The 19,060-nt window shown below is 72.0% G+C and carries 16 protein-coding genes; 11 read left to right on the forward strand and 5 right to left on the reverse strand.

The window, feature by feature from the left end; genetic code table 11:
• Positions 1–38 precede the first annotated feature (38 nt).
• Both disA and radA read right to left on the reverse strand, forming a co-directional pair.
• The gene (gene disA, locus ACF1DX_RS15350) at positions 39–1,163 is read right to left on the reverse strand and encodes a DNA integrity scanning diadenylate cyclase DisA (protein ID WP_391791634.1); all 1,125 of its coding nucleotides are present in this window, start codon (positions 1,161–1,163) and stop codon (positions 39–41) included.
• Positions 1,164–1,244: 81 nt separating this feature from the next.
• Positions 1,245–2,654: a DNA repair protein RadA gene (radA, locus tag ACF1DX_RS15355; protein WP_391791635.1), complete on the reverse strand. Its 1,410-nt coding sequence runs from the start codon at positions 2,652–2,654 to the stop codon at positions 1,245–1,247.
• A gap of 227 nt (positions 2,655–2,881) precedes the next feature.
• On the opposite strand from radA, the gene ACF1DX_RS15360 reads away from it, so the two are divergent.
• Positions 2,882–4,654, forward strand: coding sequence for a hypothetical protein (locus ACF1DX_RS15360; RefSeq protein WP_391791636.1), 1,773 nt, complete (start codon positions 2,882–2,884; stop codon positions 4,652–4,654).
• Between the two features lie 183 nt (positions 4,655–4,837).
• Here ACF1DX_RS15360 and ACF1DX_RS15365 read toward each other — a convergent pair whose 3' ends face one another.
• Positions 4,838–5,710 carry a hypothetical protein gene (locus tag ACF1DX_RS15365; protein ID WP_391791637.1) on the reverse strand — a complete coding sequence of 291 codons (873 nt, stop codon included), beginning with the start codon at positions 5,708–5,710 and terminating at the stop codon, positions 4,838–4,840.
• Positions 5,711–5,805: 95 nt separating this feature from the next.
• Between ACF1DX_RS15365 and ACF1DX_RS15370 the strand changes: the two genes are divergently transcribed.
• The 4 genes from ACF1DX_RS15370 (at position 5,806) to ilvD (ending at position 10,296) form a co-directional block, all read left to right on the forward strand.
• Positions 5,806–6,738 carry a Ppx/GppA family phosphatase gene (locus ACF1DX_RS15370; RefSeq protein ID WP_391791638.1) on the forward strand — a complete coding sequence of 311 codons (933 nt, stop codon included), beginning with the start codon at positions 5,806–5,808 and terminating at the stop codon, positions 6,736–6,738.
• 88 nt (positions 6,739–6,826) lie between these two features.
• The gene (locus ACF1DX_RS15375; protein ID WP_391791639.1) at positions 6,827–7,666 is read left to right on the forward strand and encodes a sugar phosphate isomerase/epimerase family protein; all 840 of its coding nucleotides are present in this window, start codon (positions 6,827–6,829) and stop codon (positions 7,664–7,666) included.
• Positions 7,663–8,331 carry a TetR family transcriptional regulator gene (locus tag ACF1DX_RS15380; protein ID WP_391791640.1) on the forward strand — a complete coding sequence of 223 codons (669 nt, stop codon included), beginning with the start codon at positions 7,663–7,665 and terminating at the stop codon, positions 8,329–8,331. The genes ACF1DX_RS15375 and ACF1DX_RS15380 overlap by 4 nt, the downstream gene beginning before the upstream one ends.
• A gap of 111 nt (positions 8,332–8,442) precedes the next feature.
• Positions 8,443–10,296: a dihydroxy-acid dehydratase gene (gene ilvD, locus ACF1DX_RS15385; protein WP_391791641.1), complete on the forward strand. Its 1,854-nt coding sequence runs from the start codon at positions 8,443–8,445 to the stop codon at positions 10,294–10,296.
• A gap of 49 nt (positions 10,297–10,345) precedes the next feature.
• Here ilvD and ACF1DX_RS15390 read toward each other — a convergent pair whose 3' ends face one another.
• Positions 10,346–12,448, reverse strand: coding sequence for a serine/threonine-protein kinase (locus ACF1DX_RS15390; RefSeq protein WP_391791642.1), 2,103 nt, complete (start codon positions 12,446–12,448; stop codon positions 10,346–10,348).
• A gap of 176 nt (positions 12,449–12,624) precedes the next feature.
• Between ACF1DX_RS15390 and ACF1DX_RS15395 the strand changes: the two genes are divergently transcribed.
• The 6 genes from ACF1DX_RS15395 (at position 12,625) to proC (ending at position 17,138) form a co-directional block, all read left to right on the forward strand.
• On the forward strand, positions 12,625–12,957 hold the full coding sequence (locus ACF1DX_RS15395; protein WP_391791643.1) for an SH3 domain-containing protein: 333 nt from the start codon (positions 12,625–12,627) through the stop codon (positions 12,955–12,957).
• Between the two features lie 338 nt (positions 12,958–13,295).
• On the forward strand, positions 13,296–13,802 hold the full coding sequence (locus ACF1DX_RS15400; protein WP_391791644.1) for an EamA/RhaT family transporter: 507 nt from the start codon (positions 13,296–13,298) through the stop codon (positions 13,800–13,802).
• A 31-nt stretch (positions 13,803–13,833) separates the two neighbouring features.
• Complete coding sequence (locus ACF1DX_RS15405; RefSeq protein ID WP_391791645.1) at positions 13,834–14,616, forward strand: class I SAM-dependent methyltransferase; 783 nt, start codon at positions 13,834–13,836, stop codon at positions 14,614–14,616.
• A gap of 33 nt (positions 14,617–14,649) precedes the next feature.
• Complete coding sequence (locus ACF1DX_RS15410; protein WP_391791646.1) at positions 14,650–15,441, forward strand: ABC transporter ATP-binding protein; 792 nt, start codon at positions 14,650–14,652, stop codon at positions 15,439–15,441.
• Complete coding sequence (locus tag ACF1DX_RS15415; RefSeq protein WP_391791647.1) at positions 15,438–16,208, forward strand: ABC transporter permease; 771 nt, start codon at positions 15,438–15,440, stop codon at positions 16,206–16,208. Before ACF1DX_RS15410 ends, ACF1DX_RS15415 begins: the two co-directional genes overlap by 4 nt.
• A 117-nt stretch (positions 16,209–16,325) precedes the next feature.
• Positions 16,326–17,138 (forward strand): pyrroline-5-carboxylate reductase, encoded by an 813-nt coding sequence (proC, locus tag ACF1DX_RS15420; RefSeq protein WP_391791648.1) that lies wholly within the window; start codon positions 16,326–16,328, stop codon positions 17,136–17,138.
• Between the two features lie 22 nt (positions 17,139–17,160).
• Here proC and trpS read toward each other — a convergent pair whose 3' ends face one another.
• Positions 17,161–18,195: a tryptophan--tRNA ligase gene (gene trpS, locus ACF1DX_RS15425; RefSeq protein WP_391791649.1), complete on the reverse strand. Its 1,035-nt coding sequence runs from the start codon at positions 18,193–18,195 to the stop codon at positions 17,161–17,163.
• Between the last annotated feature and the right edge of the window lie 865 nt (positions 18,196–19,060).

The following is a 19,060-nucleotide window of genomic DNA, read 5'->3' on the forward strand; positions in this document are numbered from 1 at the left end:
GAGTGACCCCACCCCCGGCCCGCGGCGGTCACGGCCGTCTAGACGTACCGCTCGAGAATCGAACTCTCCGCCAGCCGCGACAGCCCCTCGCGCACGCTCCGCGCGCGGGCCTCCCCGACCCCGTCCACGGTCTGCAGGTCGTCCACACTGGCGGCGAGCAGCTTCTGCAGCCCCCCGAAGTGCTCCACCAGCCGGTCGATGATCGCCCCCGGCAGCCGCGGCACCTTGGCCAGCAACCGGAACCCGCGCGGAGACACCGCGGAGTCCAGCGTCTCCGGGGAGCCGGTGTACCCCAGCGCACGGGCCACCGTCGGCAGCTCCAGCAGCTCCGCGTGCGTGAGCACGTTCAGCTCGTGCAGCGCCTCGTCGACCGTGCGGGAACGCTTGGCGGTGGGCTCGGGGACGTAGTCCCGTACGACCAGTTCGCGCTCCGGCTCCACACCCGCGATCAACTCGTCGAGCTGCAGGGCGAGGAGACGACCGTCGGTGCCCAGTTCGACCACGTATTCGGCGATTTCGGTGGCGATGCGGCGCACCATCTCCAGCCGCTGCGCGACCGCCGAGACGTCCCGCACGGTCACCAGGTCCTCGATCTCCAGCGCCGACAGCGTGCCCGCGACCTCGTCGAGACGGAGCTTGTAGCGCTCCAGGGTGGCCAGCGCCTGGTTGGCGCGGGACAGGATCGCCGCCGAGTCCTCCAGGACCCGCCGGTGGCCGTCGACGTACAGCGCGATCAGGCGCATCGACTGGGAGACGGAGACGACCGGGAAGCCGACCTGCTTGGAGACGCGGTCGGCGGTGCGGTGCCGGGTGCCGGTCTCCTCGGTGGGGATGGTCGGGTCCGGCACGAGCTGGACGCCCGCCCGCAGGATCTTGGACAGGTCGGACGACAGCACGATGCCGCCGTCCAGCTTGCACAGCTCGCGCAGCCGGGTCGCGGTGAACTCGACGTCCAGCACGAAGCCGCCGCTGCACAGCGCCTCGACGGTCTTGTCGGAACCGAGCACGATGAGACCGCCGGTGTTGCCGCGGAGCACGCGCTCCAGGCCGTCACGCAGGGCGGTGCCGGGTGCCACGGCGCTCAGCGAGGCGCGCATCAGGCCCTCGGAACCGGCACTTCCACCGGACTTTCCGGGAGCCGCCGCCCGGTCGTTGGCTGCCACTGCACTCCTCCGGTCGCAGGTTCTGGGGCACCGTCGTTTCGCACACTCGGTTCGTACGGACGGGCGAGACCTGGGCAAAGTCTACCGGCGGTCCTCCGTCTCCCGTGGGGCCTCTCGGCGACGGGAGCGCGGAAGGACCCGCAGGGCGTCCCCCATGTCCGCCACTTCCAGCACCTTCATGCCCGGCGGGACCTTGCCCGGATCGGCCGGTACCAGGGCGTGCGTGAAGCCCAGACGGTGTGCCTCGGCGAGCCTGCGCTGGACGCCCGTGACCCGTCTCACCTCACCGGCGAGGCCGACCTCGCCGATCGCGACCAGGTTCTTCGGCAGCGGGGTGTCGCTCGCCGCCGACGCCAGCGCGAGCGCCACGGCCAGATCGGCGGCCGGTTCCGAGAGCTTCACTCCGCCCACCGTCGCGGAGTAAATGTCCCGTTTGCCCAAAGCGCTGATCCGGCCGCGCTGTTCCAGCACCGCCAGCATCATCGACACGCGTGAGGTCTCCAGGCCGGACGTGGTGCGCCGGGGCGAGGGGATCTGCGAGTCGACCGTGAGCGCCTGCACTTCGGCGACCAGGGGACGGCGGCCCTCCAGGGTGACGGTCAGGCAGGTGCCCGGGACCGGTTCGGCACGACGGGTCAGGAAGAGTCCGCTGGGGTCCGCCAGGCCCGTGATGCCCTCGTCGTGCAGCTCGAAGCAGCCCACCTCGTCCGTGGTGCCGTAGCGGTTCTTGACGCCGCGCACCAGCCGCAGGCGCGCGTGCCGGTCGCCCTCGAAGTGCAGGACGACGTCCACCAGGTGCTCCAGCAGGCGCGGACCCGCGATCGCGCCGTCCTTGGTGACGTGGCCCACGAGGAGCGTGGACATCCCGCGCTCCTTGGAGGCCCGGATCAGCGCGCCGGCCACCTCGCGGACCTGGGCCATGCCGCCCGGGGCGCCGTCGATCTCGGGGGACGCCACCGTCTGCACCGAGTCCATGATCAGCAGGGACGGCTTCACCGCGTCCAAGTGGCCGAGCACGGCGGACAGGTCCGTCTCGGCGGCGAGGTACAGGTGGTCGTCGATGGCGTGGATGCGGTCGGCACGCAGCCGGACCTGGCTCGCCGACTCCTCCCCGGTGACGTACAGCGTGCGGTGCTCCTCGCTCGCCGCCTTGGCCGCCACGTCCAGCAGCAGCGTGGACTTGCCCACGCCCGGCTCACCCGCGACCAGCACCACCGCGCCGGGCACCAGGCCGCCGCCGAGCACCCGGTCCAGCTCGGGCACGCCGGTGGAGCGGGCGGTGGCCTGACGGCCGTCGACCTGGCCGATGGGCAGGGCGGAGGTGGTCACCCGCCCGGGTGCCGTCGTACGGACCGCGGGCGCGCCGTACTCCTCGATCGTCCCCCAGGCCTGGCACTCGGGGCAGCGACCGAGCCACTTGGCCGTCTGCCAGCCGCACTCGGTGCAGCGGTAGGACGGTCGGTCCTTGGTGGTCTTGGTACGGGCAGCCATACGAGAACGGTAACGGCAGGTACTGACACCGGGCCGCGCCCGCCCTCCCGGGGCCCCCGGCTCCGGCCCGGGCGGCCTCGTCCTCACGCGCCGGACGGGCCGGCAGAGCTCACCGGAACCGTGAAGGGAAAGGTTCCTGTCCCCGATAGAGGGATCGTTTCACCCGTACGGATTAAAAGCGCGCAGCGCTCCCGTGGGCGCCGCCCCGTGCCGCCTACGGTCGCCGGATGACGAGCAGCGGCCCGGAGACCTCGACCCGCACGACCGGAACCCACCGGACGCACCGGGAAGTGCGCGACCGCGGGGCCGCGCGCACCCTGGCCCAGCGGCCGGTCACCCGCTACGAGTCCCATCTGGACGGTCTGTTCACCTACTGCCTGTCCGTCCTCTGCGACCACGACGCGGCGACCGCCGCCCTGGCCGACGTCCTCGTGCTCGCGGAGCGCCGCGGCCGGCACGTCCCCGACGAGCTCGGGAGCCGCGCCTGGCTGTACGCCCTGGCCCGCTGGGTGTGTCTGCGCGAGCTGGCCGAGGCCGGGCGGCGACGCCGGGCCACCCACGCCGCGGGCCGCGCCGGCCGGCGGCGGGCGGCGGAGGCCGCCCCCGTCCCGGCCGTCTCCGAGGACGTCCGGGAGCGGCGCCGCCGCGAACTGGCCGAGCTGGCCTGGCCGGAGGCCGCCGGCACCACGCCCGAGCAGCGCGAGGCGCTCGAACTCGCCGTGCGCCACCACCTCACCGCCCACGAGGTCGCCGCCGTGCTCGGCATGCAGCCGGCCGCCGCGCGTGCGCTGCTCGCCGCCGCGGCCTGCGAGGTGGAACGCACCCGCGCGGCGCTCGCCGTCATCGAGACCGGCGCCTGCCCGGGCGTGGCGCACCTCACCGGCGACCGGCGGCTCGTGCTCAGCGCGACCCTGCGCCGGGAACTCGTCCGGCACGTCGACGACTGCCCGCGCTGTCGCCGTACCGCCGAGCGGGCCGTTCCCGGCCGCTGGCCCGGCACCAGCGTCACCCCGGACGCGCTGCCCGTCCTCCCGGCGCCCCGAGCGGCCCTGCACGCCGCCATGGCGCACCCGCCACGCGCGCGTGCCACCGCGCCCCGCTTCGACCGGCGGGGCTTCCCGATGAACCCCAAGGACCGCGTCGCCCGGCGGGACCGGCTGCGCGCGCGTGCCGTCACGACGACGGTCGTCGCCACCGTGGTCGCCGCGCCGGTGCTCGCCCTGTGGGCCGCCTACCGGAGCACCCCCGTGGGCGAGGACCGGGACGGCCGCCCGTCCTCCGCGCGGGAGGACGGCGGCCCCCTCGTCCTGGACGGCGAGGGGGCGGGCGGCTACGAGAACACCGGCAACGCGAGCACGCGGCCCGAGGCCGGATTCGGTGAGAACGGCGAGCCGGACGTGTCCGTGGAGGTCGTGAGCGTCGCCGGAGCCGGGCACGAGGGTGCCGGCGCGCTGGGCGTCACGGCCGACCACAGCGGCGACACCACGCTGATCACCCTGACCGCGACGGGCGCCGAACCGGTCCGCTGGGCCGTGTCGGTCAAAGCGTCCTGGCTCTATCCGAGCCGGTCGTCGGGAACGCTCGCGCCCGGCGAGTCGGTGACGGTCAGGATCTACGTCGACCAGTTGCGCGAGCCGTCCGGCCCCTGGCGCGCGGCCGTGGCGGTCTCGCCCGCCGGTTCCGTCGTGACCATCGACGGTCACGGCCCCGTCCCCTCCGCCCCGGGCGGCGGCCCGCCCTCCGGCCATCCCGGCGGCCCGGGCACCGCGCACCCCGGCACGCCGAGCGACCCGACCCCGTCGTCGCCCGGCCCGGAGCCGACGCCCACGACACCGGCGCCCTCACAGCCCGCACCGGGCGACCCGCCGTCCTCACCCGGTCCGGACCCGACGACGGGCGGCCCGACCCCCACCGGGCCCACGCCCTCCGCCCCGGTGCCGGCCGGCCCGCAGGACTCGCCGCCCGCCGGGGGCGACACCCCGGGCCAGGTCACGTCCTAGGGCCTGTCCACGAAGCCCCGCCCGGCTCGCGACGCCCGGCACGGCGCCGCGCTGTGCTGCCGGGACCGCCCGCGCAAGCCCGGCACGCGGGCGGCCCTCCGCCTCGCGACGCACCGCACCGGACGACGCGATCCCTGCCCTGCGGGCGGACGACGCGCTCGTACGGACACGCCCCGGGAAGTGTCAGGCGGGGTCCGCCGGGTGCGGGGCCAGCAGGGGCAGCTGCGAGGCCAGCCGTTCCTCGCACAGTTCGACCAGGCGGTCGTAGCCCGCCTTGCCCATCAGCTCGGTCAGCTCCGCGCGGTAGGAGACGTACACCGGGTCCCCGGCGCCGTGCGCCGAGGTGGCCGAGGTGCACCACCAGTGCAGGTCGTGGCCGCCCGGACCCCAGCCCCGGCGGTCGTACTCACCGATCGACACCTGCAGCACGCGCGTGTCGTCGGGCCGGTCGATCCAGTCGTAGGTCCGCCGGACGGGAAGCTGCCAGCACACGTCCGGCTTGGTCTCCAGCGGCTCCCGGCCCTCCTTCAGGGCGAGGATGTGCAGCGAGCAGCCCATGCCACCCGCGAAGCCCGGCCGGTTCTGGAAGATGCACGAGCCCTGGAACGGGCGGGTCTGACGGTCGCCGTCCTCGTCCTCGGAGACCCAGCCGTTCCGCGTGCCCTCCGCGTGGTGCTGCCAGATGTCCGGAGTGAGCCTCGCCACATGCCCGGCGACCCGCTTCTCGTCGTCCTCGTCCGAGAAGTGGGCGCCCAGGGTGCAGCAGCCGTCGTCCGCGCGGCCCGCCTGGATGCCCTGGCAGCCGCTGCCGAAGATGCAGTTCCAGCGAGAGGTCAGCCAGGTCAGATCGCAGCGGAAGACCTGCTCGTCGTCGGCCGGATCAGGAAACTCCACCCACGCGCGGGCGAAGTCGAGCCCCTTCTCGTCGTCCCCCGGCGCCGTTCCCGGCGTCCGCGGTGCTGTCACCCGCGAAGAACCCTCGGCCAGTCCGGCCTTCTTGTCCTTCCTGGCCTTCTTGTTCGTCTTTTCGTCCTTCGCCTTTTTCGTCTTTGGCACCCGTCCAGGGTAAGTCGCCCACGCCCCCCGCCGGGACCGGCTCGGCCGCCGCGGAAGAGGCATCACACCGCGCGGCGGGCAGTAGCGTTCCGTACATGAGACTCGGTGTCCTCGACGTGGGTTCGAACACGGTGCATCTGCTGGTGGTGGACGCGCACCCCGGCGCGCGCCCGCTGCCCGCGCACTCGCACAAGGCGGAACTGCGCCTCGCCCAACTCCTCGACGACGACGGGGCCATCGGGGCCGACGGCGTGGACAGGCTGGTCGCCGTCGTCCACGGGGCGCTCCAGGCCGCCGAGGACAAGGGCGTCGAGGAGCTGCTGCCGTTCGCGACCTCCGCGGTGCGCGACGCCCGTAACGCCGACGACGTCCTCACGCGTGTGCGCGAGGAGACCGGGGTCGAGCTGCAAGTGCTCAGCGGCGACGAGGAGGCCCGGCTCACCTTCCTCGCCGCCCGCCGCTGGTTCGGCTGGTCGGCCGGGAAACTGCTCGTCATCGACATCGGCGGCGGCTCCCTGGAGATCGCCTACGGCATGGACGAGGAGCCCGACGCCACGGCGTCCCTGCCGCTCGGCGCCGGCCGCCTCACCGCCGCGCGGCTGCCCGGCGACCCGCCCGGGCCGGACGACGTCCGCGCGCTGCGCCGCCACGTCCGTACCGAGATAGCCCGCACGGTCGGGGAGTTCAGCCGCTTCGGCGCACCCGACCACGTGGTGGCCACCTCCAAGACCTTCCGGCAGCTCGCCCGCATCGCCGGCGCCCCCGGCTCCGCCGAGGGCCTGTACGTCCAGCGCGAGCTGAAGCGGGAGTCCCTGGAGGGCTGGGTGCCGCGGCTCGCCGCCATGACCGCCGCCGAGCGCGCCGAGCTGCCCGGTGTCTCCGACGCCCGCGCGGGCCAGCTGGTCGCCGGGGCCCTGGTCGCGGAGGGCGCCATGGACCTGTTCGGCGTGGAACGCCTGGAGATCTGCCCCTGGGCCCTGCGGGAGGGCGTGATACTCCGCAGACTGGATCACCTGGGCCAGGGATGAGGGACAGCGGCCCTGAGTCCATGACAAACACCACAACGGCGAACGGACACCCCGCACCCACCCGGCCCCACCCCGTAACCTGAGGCTCGTGGCAGAAGCAAGGGACGTAGTCCGCATCCCGGATGCGAAGGTCGCCCTGTCGACGGCCTCCGTCTACCCGGAGTCGACGGCGACGGCCTTCGAGATCGCCGCGCGCCTCGGGTACGACGGCGTCGAGGTCATGGTGTGGACCGACCCGGTCAGCCAGGACATCGAGGCCCTGCGCAGGCTCAGCGACTACCACCGCATCCCCATCCTGGCCGTCCACGCGCCCTGTCTGCTCATCACGCAGCGCGTGTGGTCCACCGACCCCTGGACCAAGCTCCAGCGCGCCCAGGCCGCCGCCGAGAAGCTCGGCGCCGGCACGGTCGTCGTCCATCCCCCCTTCCGCTGGCAGCGGCAGTACGCCCGCGACTTCGTGGAGGGCGTCTGGCGGATGGCCGGTGAGACGGACGTGCGGTTCGCGGTGGAGAACATGTACCCCTGGCGCTACCGCGACCGCGAGATGCTCGCGTACGCCCCCGACTGGGACGTCACCAAAGAGGACTACCGCCACTTCACGATCGACCTCAGCCACGCCTCGACCGCCCGCACCGACGCCCTGCAGATGATCGACCGCATGGGCGACCGCCTCGGCCACGTCCACCTCGCCGACGGCCGGGGCTCCGCCAAGGACGAGCACCTGGTGCCCGGCCGCGGCGACCAGCCCTGCGCCGAGGTGCTGGAGGGCCTCGCGTCGCGCGGCTTCGACGGCCATGTCGTCATCGAGGTCAACACCCGCCGGGCCATGTCGGGCGCGGAGCGCGAGGCCGACCTGGCCGAGGCGCTGGCGTTCACCCGCCGGCACCTGTCCTCCGCGGCCTCCGCGATCGAGGTGCCACGGCGATGACCGGCCGTACCGCGGGCGACGGCCCGGACGTCTCCGCGCGGAGCAACGGCACCCTCACGCGGGACGACGGCACCCCCCGGCGCCGCGGCCGCCCCCCTCGTACGGAATCGGCCGGCACCCGGGACCGCATCCTCGACGCGGCCCGCGAGGAGTTCTCCGCGCGGGGATACGAGAAGACGTCCGTCCGGGGCATCGCCAAGTCGGCCGGGGTCGACCCCGCGCTGGTGCACCACTACTTCGGCACCAAGGAGCAGGTGTTCGAGGCCGCCGTGGAGGTCGCCTTCGCGCCGGTGCTCACCGCGCGGAACACGGTCCTCGACGGACCGCTCGACGAAGTGGGCGAACGGATGACCCGCATGATCATCGGCCTCTGGGAGAACCCGGTCACCCGGGCTCCGCTGCTCGCGATCGTCCGCTCCGCCGTGAACAACGAGATCGCGGCCGGTGTCTTCCGCCGCCTGATCGCCGGCCAACTGCTGCGCCGGATCGCCGGACAGCTCGACGTCCCCGACGCGGAGCTGCGCGCCGAGCTCGCCGCCGCGCAGCTGGTCGGGATCGCGATGATCCGGTACGTGATCAAGGTGGAGCCGCTGGCCTCGGCGGACGCCGAGCAGATCGTCAGGCGGGTGGCGCCGGTGGTGCAGGGGCACCTCACCGGGCGCTGACGCCCCTCCGGACCGAGACACCCGTCCCGAAATCCGGACACCTCGTCCCGCCCTCTGGATGACCGGCGTACGCTCGACGACAGTCATAACTCTCCGAAGGAGCGAGCGACGATGCCCGAGCTGAGGTCCCGCACAGTCACCCACGGCCGCAACATGGCGGGCGCCCGCGCCCTTATGCGCGCCTCCGGTGTACCGAGTGCGGACATCGGCCGCAAGCCGATCATCGCGGTCGCCAACAGCTTCACGGAGTTCGTCCCCGGCCACACCCACCTCGCCCCGGTCGGCCGGATCGTCAGCGAGGCGGTCACCGCGGCCGGCGGCATCCCGCGCGAGTTCAACACCATCGCCGTCGACGACGGCATCGCGATGGGCCACGGCGGCATGCTGTACTCCCTGCCCTCCCGCGACCTGATCGCGGACAGCGTGGAGTACATGGTCGAGGCGCACCGCGCGGACGCCCTGATCTGCATCTCCAACTGCGACAAGATCACCCCGGGCATGCTCAACGCGGCCCTGCGGCTGAACATCCCCACGGTCTTCGTCTCCGGCGGCCCGATGGAGTCCGGCCGCGCCACCCTGGTCGACGGCACGGTGCGCACGCTGGACCTGGTCGACGCGATGTCGGAGGCGGTCAACGAGAAGATCTCCGACGCGGACATCCTCCGCATCGAGGAGAACGCCTGCCCCACCTGCGGCTCCTGTTCCGGCATGTTCACCGCCAACTCGATGAACTGCCTCACCGAGGCGATCGGCCTCTCCCTCCCCGGCAACGGCTCGGTCCTCGCCACCCACACCGCCCGCAAGGCGCTCTACGAGAACGCCGCCCGCACGGTCCTGGACCTGACCCGCCGCTACTACGAGCAGGACGACGACTCGGTCCTGCCCCGCAGCATCGCCACCCCCGCCGCCTTCGAGAACGCCATGGCGCTCGACATCGCCATGGGCGGCTCCACCAACACGATCCTGCACCTGCTGGCCGCCGCCCAGGAGGCGGAGGTGCCGTACGGCCTCACCGAGATGGACGCCCTCTCGCGCCGCGTCCCCTGCCTGGCCAAGGTCGCGCCCAACGTCGCCAAGGACCGCACGTACTACATGGAGGACGTGCACCGCGCGGGAGGCATCCCCGCCCTCCTCGGCGAGCTGCACCGCGCGGGCCTGCTCAACGAGGACGTCCACTCCGTCCACAGCCCGTCCCTGGCCGACTGGCTGAAGACCTGGGACATCCGCGGCGGCTCCCCGTCGCAGGAGGCCGTGGAGCTGTGGCACGCGGCCCCCGGCTGCGTCCGCTCCGCCGAGGCCTTCTCCCAGTCCGAGCGCTGGGAGACCCTCGACGAGGACGCCGAGGGCGGCTGCATCCGCTCCGCCGAGCACGCGTACTCCAAGGACGGCGGCCTGGCGGTCCTGCGCGGCAACCTCGCCGTCGACGGCTGCGTGGTGAAGACGGCCGGCGTCGACGAGTCCATCTGGACCTTCGAGGGCCCGGCGGTCGTCTGCGAGTCGCAGGAGGAGGCCGTCGAGAAGATCCTCACCCAGCAGGTCAAGGAGGGCGACGTCGTCGTCATCCGCTACGAGGGCCCCAAGGGCGGCCCCGGCATGCAGGAGATGCTCTACCCGACGTCGTACCTGAAGGGCCGCGGCCTCGGAAAGGCCTGCGCCCTGATCACCGACGGCCGCTTCTCCGGCGGCACGTCCGGCCTGTCCATCGGCCACGCCTCCCCGGAGGCGGCCTCGGGCGGCACCATCGCCCTGGTCGAGGACGGCGACCGCATCCGCATCGACATCCCGAACCGCTCGATCGAGCTGCTGGTCGACGAGGCGGAACTGACCCGCCGCGAGCAGGCCCTGAACGGCCGGTACGCCCCGAAGAACCGCGACCGCAAGGTCTCCGCCGCCCTGAAGGCGTACGCGGCGATGGCCACCAGCGCGGACAAGGGCGCGGTGCGCGACGTCAGCAAGCTGGGCTGACCCGCGTCCGCGAAGGGCCGCCTCCGTCGTGCGGGAGCGGCCCTTCCGGCTACCAGGCGCCCGGATCCCGCCCGTCCACGGCGAACACGGTTCCGTCGGGCGCGGACGCGTGGACGTGCCCGTGCGCGATCACGGGCCGCGGCAGCGCGGCGGCGACCCGCCCGGCCGCCCCGAGCCGGGGCGCGGTCTGCCCGACCAGCCGCCCCGTCGACGCCTCCATGGCCAGCAGCCGCCCGTCGGGGGCGGTGACGTACACATGACGGCCGTCGGAGACGGGGGCGGAGCCGCGGACCAGGCCTGTCTCCACGCTCCACAGCTGCTTCCGCGCCTTCACGTCGACGGCGACGAGGGACCCACCCGAACCCATCAGGTGGACCACGTTCCCGTGGGTGGTGCCGTGACCCTGTTCGAGGGCGGCGGGCAGTGCGGTTCGACGCGTGGTCTCCGTGCCCGGGTGGTAGGCCACAACGGCTTCCGTGTCGCCGTAGACCCTGTCGGTGGAGGTGAGGAAGACCGTCTCCCCGTTCGTACCGACGGGCTCCAGCTCCCCTTCGAGCCGAGTGTCCCAGCGCACGTCTCCGGTGCCCGGATCCACCGCTGTGACGCGTGTGCCGGACCCGTCACCGGACGGGCTCGTCGCGTACGCCAGGGAGTCCCCGGCGAAGAAGACGAAACGCGGCGCCTGGTGGCCGGGGACGCGGTGGCTCCACCTGGTCTCACCCGAAGCGCCGTCCACCCCGGTGACCGTGCCGTCGGCCCCCGTCAGCAGCAGCGTGTCCCCGGCGGACTCGAGTCCGCCGTACGCGGGAACCTCCCGCTGCCAGACCGTCTTGCCGGAGACAGGGTCGAGCGCCTCCAGGCGCCCGCCCCGTGTGGACAGTGCCTGGACGAGACCGCCCGCCACGGCCGGCACCCGGCTTCCTTCCGAGCGGGCGACGGCGTGCCGCCACAGCAGCCGGCCGTCGGACGGATCGAGAGCGAAGACGTGCCCGGTCTGCGCACAGAGCAGTCTCCCGGCACCGTAGGAACACCGGGGGGTGCCGTTCTCACCGCTCCCGGGCCCCGGCGTCGCCCACGGACTGAACCCGGCCGACGTGGTCCGGTGCGCGCGATCGGTCTTCGGCACGGTGCTGTCGCCGCCGTTCAACTGAACGGCCGCCAGCGCGGCGATGACCGCCAGCCCGACGGCGCCGACGCCGAGAACGGTCCGCCCGTTCCCGCGTCGCCTGCGCTTATCCGTCCTCTCCGGCTCTGTGACCTGTGGTTTCGGCTCGGGTGGGTCCCCTGCGCGCTGTGCCGGTATGAACACCTGCGTGTCGTACGACGCCGCCACCGAGCGCAGTTCCCGCATCAACTCGTCCGGCGTGGGCCGGTCCTCGGGCTCCTTGGCCAGACAGCGCAGGATGAGCGGCGCGAGTTCGTCCGGTACCCCGGCCAGGTCGGGCTCGTCGTGCACGACCTGGTAGGCGACCACGTACGGGCTGTCCGAGTCGAAGGGCCCGCGTCCGGTCGCCGCGTGCACCAGCACGGACCCCAGGGCGAAAACGTCGGCAGCGGGCCCCACTTCTCGCGGCCGGCGGAACTGCTCGGGTGCCATGAAGGGCGGTGTGCCGATCAACTTGCCCGTCTCGGTCCGCAGTTCACTGTCCGTCGGCCGTGAAATGCCGAAGTCGATGACCTTGGGCCCGTCGTCGGCGAGCAGTACGTTGCTCGGCTTCAGGTCCCGGTGGACGACCCCGACCCGGTGTATGTCGCGCAGCGCCTCGGCCAGTCCCGCCATCAGCCGACGCACTTCAGCGGGCGCCATCGGGCCGTTCCGCTTCACATGCTCGGCGAGGGTCGGACCGGGGATGAACAGGGTGGCCATCCATGGCCGCTCAGCCTCGGGATCCGCATCGACCACGGGCGCGGTGAAGGCACCGCTCACCCTGCGAGCTGCGCCCACCTCCTGCCGGAACCGCCCCCTGAACTCGGGATCCCTGGCGAACTCGGCATGCACGACCTTCACCGCGAGCTTCATGCCCGAGGTGCTTCGGGCCAGGTGTACGACCCCCATGCCGCCGGAGCCGAGACGCGCCTCCAGATGGTAGTGACCGGCGTACTCGGGAAGTTCCGCTTCCGCGCTCGCTCCGGCGTTCTGCTGTGGCGCCATGGGAACACCCCCGTGCTGTTCGTCCGCGCGCGCGACACGGAGCCTAGTGGATTACTCGTACGGGACGGAGTCGGCTTGCTAGCCTGCGTGTTCCTCGACCACACAGATGTGCGTGGTGGGTTCGAGGGGATCAACGGGGCCCATGGCAACCATGGGATTCAACGGGGGAGGTACGCATGGCTGTTGACCGTGTCGAAGAGAACGAAGCCGGCGACGTGTCGGAGGTCGGCACCACCGCAGAGGTCACGACCACCGCTCTGCGCTACTACTCGGTCGCCCCGGGGGTCCGCCTGAACGTGCGCAGCGGTCCCGGCACCGACTACACCATCGTCCGTGTCCTGGCCGAGGGGGCGAAGGTGCCGATCTTCTGCCAGACGCCGGGCACCACGGTGACGGGCCCGTACGGCACGTCGAACATCTGGGACAACATCGACAACGGCGAGTTCGTCTCGGACACGTACGTGTACACCGGCCGCGACGGCTACTTCCGTCCGCGGTGCTCCTTCTGATCCGTGTCCCGGCTGAGGGGATGAGGGGACGATGGTGCCGATCCCCTGCCGGACGCAGGGCACCACGGTGACGGGTCCGTAGGGCACCTCGAACATCTGGGACAACATAGGCAACGGTCAGTACGTCTCCGACGCCTACGTGCGCACCGGCAGCGACGGGTACGTGGCCCCGCGCTGCCGGTGACGTTCCTTCGAAGAGATCCGCTGAACCGACACCGACCGTGCCCTGGGACTCCGCCCGGAGCCCCAGGGCACGGTCGTGCACGACCGGCCCGCGGCGGGGGCCGACAGGGGAGGGGGCCCACGTGCGCACGCGGGGGAGGAGACACAATCGACCCGTGAGCGCAGCAGAGAACGACCCGAACGGCACCCCGGCCACCCCCGCAGGCCCCCGGCCCGAGCCCATCCGCTTCTTCGGCACGACCTGGGTCGACCACTCCGGCGGCTACACCGTCCGCCGCATCGGCGTCGCCGTCGGATCCCTCGCCGCCGCGGCAGCCGCCTGCCTCGTCCTGCGCATCGCCTACGACGGACTCCGGATCGCCGACGTCGGCAGCTTCGTCTCACTCCTCATGATCGTGATGTTCGCGATCTGCAGCTCGCTCGCCTTCCGCCACACCTGGTCCGCCTTCACCACCCGCCCCGACCCCGACCGCCAGGCGTCCCTGCGCGGCCTGCTGGCCATCGGTTTCGTCGGCTCGCTCCTCGCCTATTTCTTCCGCACCTTCACCGAGGCCCCGGGCGAGAAGCTCCACCGCGCGGAGTACGACAAGGCCCGCGCGGAGTACGAGAAGCGCACCACCCGCCGCTCGGGCAACCCGTCGAAGAAGCGCCGCCGCTCCTGACCCCACCGGAAACCCCGGCCACCATGGCCGTATGACGACACCCGGGGCCGACCACCTCACCCGCGCCCACTCCTTCAACGCCGCCGCCGCCCAGTACGCCGCCAACCGCCCCTCCTACCCGCCCGCCCTCTTCGACACGATCGAGGAGCTGACCGGCCGCCCCCTGGCCGGTGCCCGGGTCGTGGACGTCGGAGCCGGTACGGGCATGGCGACCGCCCGTCTGCACGGGTGCGGCGCCGACGTGATCGCCGTCGAGCCCGGTGACGGCATGGCGGCCGAGTTCCGCCGCACCCTCCCCGACGTGCCGCTCGTCCGGGGCAACGGCAACGCCCTCCCCCTCGCCGACCACTGCGCCGACCTCCTCACCTACGCCCAGGCCTGGCACTGGACCGATCCCGCCCGCGCCGTCCCGGAGGCGGTACGGGTCCTGCGGCCGGGCGGCGCGCTCGCCCTGTGGTGGAACACCGACGCGCTCGACGTGCCCTGGATCGCCGAAGAGGCCGAACGCACCGCACGTCACTTCGGCGTGAACCTCGCCGCCGAGCGGCGCGACACCAACGCCCGAGCCGCCGACCCCGCCGGTCTCCTGCACTTCACCCGCCGGGAGATCCGCTGGAGCCGCCGCGTCCCGATCGACACCCACCTGGCCAACCTCGCCAGCCACTCGGTCCTCCTCGTCGACGCCGACCGCGCCGCCGGCTTCCTCGCCGATCAGCGCGAGCACCTCACCGCCGCCTTCCCGGACGGCACCGTCGAGGAGACCTACGACGTCGTCCTCCTCCTCGCCACCGCGCCCCCGACCCCGACGGCTTGACGCCTCCCCGGGCCCGGGAGGAGTATTCATCACATGATGAATTACCTCTCCCGCCCACCGGAGGAACCGGCCGTCCACGCCCGGGACCTCACCGTCGTCCGAGGCCCCCGCACCGTCCTGCGCGGCCTCGACTTCACCGTCCCCCGCGGTCAGATCACCGGCCTCCTCGGTCCCTCCGGTTGCGGCAAGTCGACCCTGATGCGGGCCGTCGTCGGCACCCAGGCCAAGGTCACCGGCACCCTGGACGTCCTCGGCAGCCCCGCCGGCCACCCCACCCTGCGCACCCGCATCGGCTACGTCACCCAGGCCCCGTCCGTCTACGACGACCTGACCGTCCGCCAGAACCTCGACTACTTCGCCGCGATCCTCGACCCCGGCCGGGCGGCCGCCGACCGCCGCCACGAGAACGTCACCCGCGCGATCGCCGACGTCGACCTCACCACCCACGCCGACGCCCTCGCCGGCAACCTCTCCGGCGGCCAGCGCAGCCGCGTCTCGCTCGCCGTGGCCCTCCTCGGCACCCCCGAACTCCTGGTCCTCGACGAACCCACCGTCGGCCTCGACCCCGTCCTCCGCCGCGACCTGTGGCAGCTCTTCCACACCCTCGCCACCGAACGCGGCGCCACCCTCCTGATCTCCTCCCACGTCATGGACGAGGCCGAGCGCTGCCACCGCCTCCTGCTCATGCGCGCGGGCGGAATCCTCGCCGACGACACCCCCGACGCCCTGCGCACCCGCACCGGCTCCGACACCGTCGAGGCGGCCTTCCTCCACCTGGTCGACGAGGCGATCGCGGCAGGCCGTACCAAGGAGACGACCCGATGAGCACGACCACCCCCGCCCCGGCACGCGCCCTCAACGCCTCCCGCACCACCGCCACCGCCGCCCGGGTCCTGCGCCAGCTCCGCCACGACCCGCGCACCATCGCGCTGATGGTCCTCATCCCCTGCGTGATGCTGTTCCTGCTCCGCTACGTCTTCGACGGCAGCGCGCGCACCTTCGACAACATCGGCGCGTCACTCCTCGGGATCTTCCCGCTGATCACGATGTTCCTGGTCACCTCGATCGCCACCCTGCGCGAACGCACCTCCGGCACCCTCGAACGCCTCCTCGCCATGCCGCTCGGCAAGGGCGACCTGATCGCCGGCTACGCCCTCGCCTTCGGCGCCCTCGCGATCGTCCAGTCCGCCCTCGCCACGGGCCTCGCCGTCTGGTTCCTCGGACTCGACGTCACCGGCAGCCCCTGGCTGCTCCTCCTGGTCGCCCTGCTCGACGCGCTCCTCGGCACGGCCCTCGGCCTCTTCGTCTCGGCCTTCGCGGCCTCCGAGTTCCAGGCGGTCCAGTTCATGCCGGCGGTGATCTTCCCCCAGCTCCTCCTCTGCGGCCTCTTCACCCCACGCGAGAACATGCACCCGGCCCTGGAGGCCCTCTCCGACGTCCTCCCCATGTCCTACGCGGTCGACGGCATGAACGAGGTCCTGAAGCACACCGACATGACCGCGGCCTTCATCCGCGACACGGCGATCGTCGCGGGCTGCGCCCTGCTGGTCCTGACCCTGGGCGCGGCCACCTTGAAACGCCGGACGCAATAGCCACCCGCCCTCCCGCCCCCGGACCGACATCCCGCCCACTGGACGCCCTACCCCCACCCGCCCCCGGGGATGCGAGGATGCCCACAGGACGACGCACCCCCGGAGGGCACCCCAGCCATGACCCAGAAAGTCGCAGTCCTCGGCACCGGCAAAATCGGCGAAGCCCTGCTCAGCGGAATGATCCGCGCCGGCTGGGCCCCCACCGACCTCCTCGTCACCGCCCGCCGCCAGGAACGAGCCGACGAACTCCGCACCCGCTACGGAGTCACCCCGGTCTCCAACCAGGAAGCCGCCAAGACCGCCGACACCCTGATCCTCACGGTCAAACCGCAGGACATGGGCACCCTCCTCGACGAACTCGCCCCCCACGTCCCCGCCGACCGCCTGATCATCAGCGGCGCCGCCGGCATCCCCACCGTCTTCTTCGAGGACCGCCTCGTCACCGGCACCCCGGTCGTCCGCGTCATGACCAACACCCCTGCCCTCGTCGACGAGGCCATGTCGGTCATCTCCGCCGGAAGCCACGCCACCGCCGACCACCTCGCCCACGCCGAGGAGATCTTCGGCGCCGTCGGCAAGACCCTCCGCGTCCCCGAGTCCCAGCAGGACGCCTGCACCGCCCTCTCCGGCTCCGGCCCGGCGTACTTCTTCTACCTGGTCGAAGCCATGACCGACGCCGGCATCCTGCTCGGCCTGCCCCGCGACAAGGCTCACGACCTGATCGTCCAGTCCGCGATCGGCGCCGCGACGATGCTCCGCGACAGCGGCGAACACCCGGTGAAGCTCCGCGAGAACGTGACCTCCCCCGCCGGCACCACCATCAACGCCATCCGCGAACTCGAGAACCACGGCGTACGAGCCGCCCTCATCGCCGCCCTCGAAGCCGCCCGCGACCGCAGCCGCGAACTCGCGAGCGGCACCAAGGACTGACGACCGGCCCGAGCCCTCGCGCCTACCGGGCCGCCTTCAGCACGGGCGCCCCGGTATCCGAGCCCGCCGGCAACAAGCCGATCGCCCGATAAGCGGCATCAACGGTCGGCCGAGCCATGCCCCGCGCCCGCTCCGCACCATCCCGCAGCACCCCCTCCACATAGCCGGGATCCGCGCACAACTCCTTGTGCCTCTGCTGCACGGGCCTCAGAACCTCGACCACCGCCTCCGCCGTGTCCCTCTTCAAAGCGCCGTACGACTCATATACACCGGCCAGCGCCTCCGGGTTCCCACCCGAACACGCGGCGAGAATCTCCAGCAGATTCGCCACCCCCGGCCGGTTCTCCCTGTCGTACACGACCTCCCGCCCACTGTCGGTCACCGCCCGCATGACCTTCTTCCGCGCCACGTCCGGCTCGTCCAGCAGGTAGACGATCCCCGGCCCCGTGTCGTCGCTCTTGCCCATCTTCGACAGGGGGTCCTGCAGATTCATCACCCGCGCCGCCACCGACGGATTCGTCGCCCGCGGCACCACGAACGTGTGCCCGTACCGCTGGTTGAACCGCACCGCGAGATCCCGCGCCAGCTCCACGTGCTGCGTCTGGTCGTGCCCGACCGGCACCTCGTCCGTCCCGTACGCCAGGATGTCGGCCGCCATCAGCACCGGATACGTCAGCAGCGACAGCCGCACGCTCCCACCCCGCCGCTGCTCCTGCGCGGCCTTCTCCTTGTACTGGATCATCCGCCGCATCTCGCCGTCCGTGGCCACGCACTCCAGCAGATACGACAGCCGCGCGTGCTCGTCCACATGGCTCTGCACGAACACCGTGCACAGCGCTGGGTCCAGCCCGGACGCCAGCAGCAGCGTCGCCGCCTGCCGGCTCAGCCTGCGCACCCGCGCGGGATCGTGGTGCACGGTCAGCGCGTGCAGATCGACCACGCAGAACACCGCGTCCGCCTGGTGCTGGTCGACCGCGACCCACTGCCGCATGGCCCCCAGGTAGTTCCCCAGCGTCAGATGCCCGGTCGGCTTGATCCCACTGAAGACCCGTGTCATCTCTTCTCTTCTCCATCTCCGGTCCGAGGCCGCCGTCCCCGGCCGGCCGCCCCTCGGAGTCCTGGAGGGAGAAACAGAAACGGCCGCCGAGGCGGCGGCCGTTGAGTGCGCACGTAGGGGTCGGCCGCCGTCAGGCGGCCCACCAGAACTGGCTGTACGTACGCGTCGTCATACGGACCAGAGTACGCCCCGGGGGTGGGACGAGGCAGTGAGTTGACACGCCCCGGCCGGATCCGTATGGTTCTCCGAGTTGTCCGACGTGAGCGCCGACTCCGGTCGGTCCCCGGACAGCCATTCCGCACGTACCACTCCCGTTCGAGACAGCAGTCTGTCTGTTGTCACGTCCTTGGCGTGTGTATTCGCGAAATGAGGAATCCGCACCCGAAAGGGAGCAGGGCCCCGATTAGGTCGGGGGCCGGGAATCCGCTAAAGTCTCACTCGTCGGAACGGCCCAACGGCCGGGAAGGCAACCCGCTCTGACCGGGAATCAGGCCCGAAAGGATCTGATAGAGTCGGAACCGCCGGAAAGGGAAACGCGGAAGCGGAACCCCGGAAAGCACCGAGGAAATCGGATCGGAAAGGTCTGATAGAGTCGGAAACGCAAGACCGAAGGGAAGCGCCCGGAGGAAAGCCCGCGAGGGTGAGTACGAAGGAAGCGTCCGTTCCTTGAGAACTCAACAGCGTGCCAAAAGTCAACGCCAGATATGTTGATACCCCGTCCATCCGGTTACGGATGGTCGAGGTTCCTTTGAAGAAAACACAGCGAGGATGCTGTGAACCGCCGGATCATTCCTCCGGTGGTTCCGCTCTCGTGATGTGTGCACCCGATCACGGGTAAACATTCACGGAGAGTTTGATCCTGGCT

Origin of the sequence: Streptomyces sp. NPDC014676, from assembly GCF_043084105.1 — a bacterium.
GTDB lineage: Bacteria > Actinomycetota > Actinomycetes > Streptomycetales > Streptomycetaceae > Streptomyces.

Coding starts and splice junctions, on each gene's coding strand:
- radA (WP_391791635.1), bottom strand. CDS start 2,654: ATGGCTGCCCGTACCAAGACCACCAAGGACCGACCGTCCTACCGCTGC.
- ACF1DX_RS15360 (WP_391791636.1), top strand. CDS start 2,882: ATGACGAGCAGCGGCCCGGAGACCTCGACCCGCACGACCGGAACCCAC.
- ACF1DX_RS15370 (WP_391791638.1), top strand. CDS start 5,806: ATGAGACTCGGTGTCCTCGACGTGGGTTCGAACACGGTGCATCTGCTG.
- ACF1DX_RS15380 (WP_391791640.1), top strand. CDS start 7,663: ATGACCGGCCGTACCGCGGGCGACGGCCCGGACGTCTCCGCGCGGAGC.
- ilvD (WP_391791641.1), top strand. CDS start 8,443: ATGCCCGAGCTGAGGTCCCGCACAGTCACCCACGGCCGCAACATGGCG.
- ACF1DX_RS15390 (WP_391791642.1), bottom strand. CDS start 12,448: ATGGCGCCACAGCAGAACGCCGGAGCGAGCGCGGAAGCGGAACTTCCC.
- ACF1DX_RS15395 (WP_391791643.1), top strand. CDS start 12,625: ATGGCTGTTGACCGTGTCGAAGAGAACGAAGCCGGCGACGTGTCGGAG.
- ACF1DX_RS15405 (WP_391791645.1), top strand. CDS start 13,834: ATGACGACACCCGGGGCCGACCACCTCACCCGCGCCCACTCCTTCAAC.
- ACF1DX_RS15410 (WP_391791646.1), top strand. CDS start 14,650: ATGATGAATTACCTCTCCCGCCCACCGGAGGAACCGGCCGTCCACGCC.
- ACF1DX_RS15415 (WP_391791647.1), top strand. CDS start 15,438: ATGAGCACGACCACCCCCGCCCCGGCACGCGCCCTCAACGCCTCCCGC.
- proC (WP_391791648.1), top strand. CDS start 16,326: ATGACCCAGAAAGTCGCAGTCCTCGGCACCGGCAAAATCGGCGAAGCC.
- trpS (WP_391791649.1), bottom strand. CDS start 18,195: ATGACACGGGTCTTCAGTGGGATCAAGCCGACCGGGCATCTGACGCTG.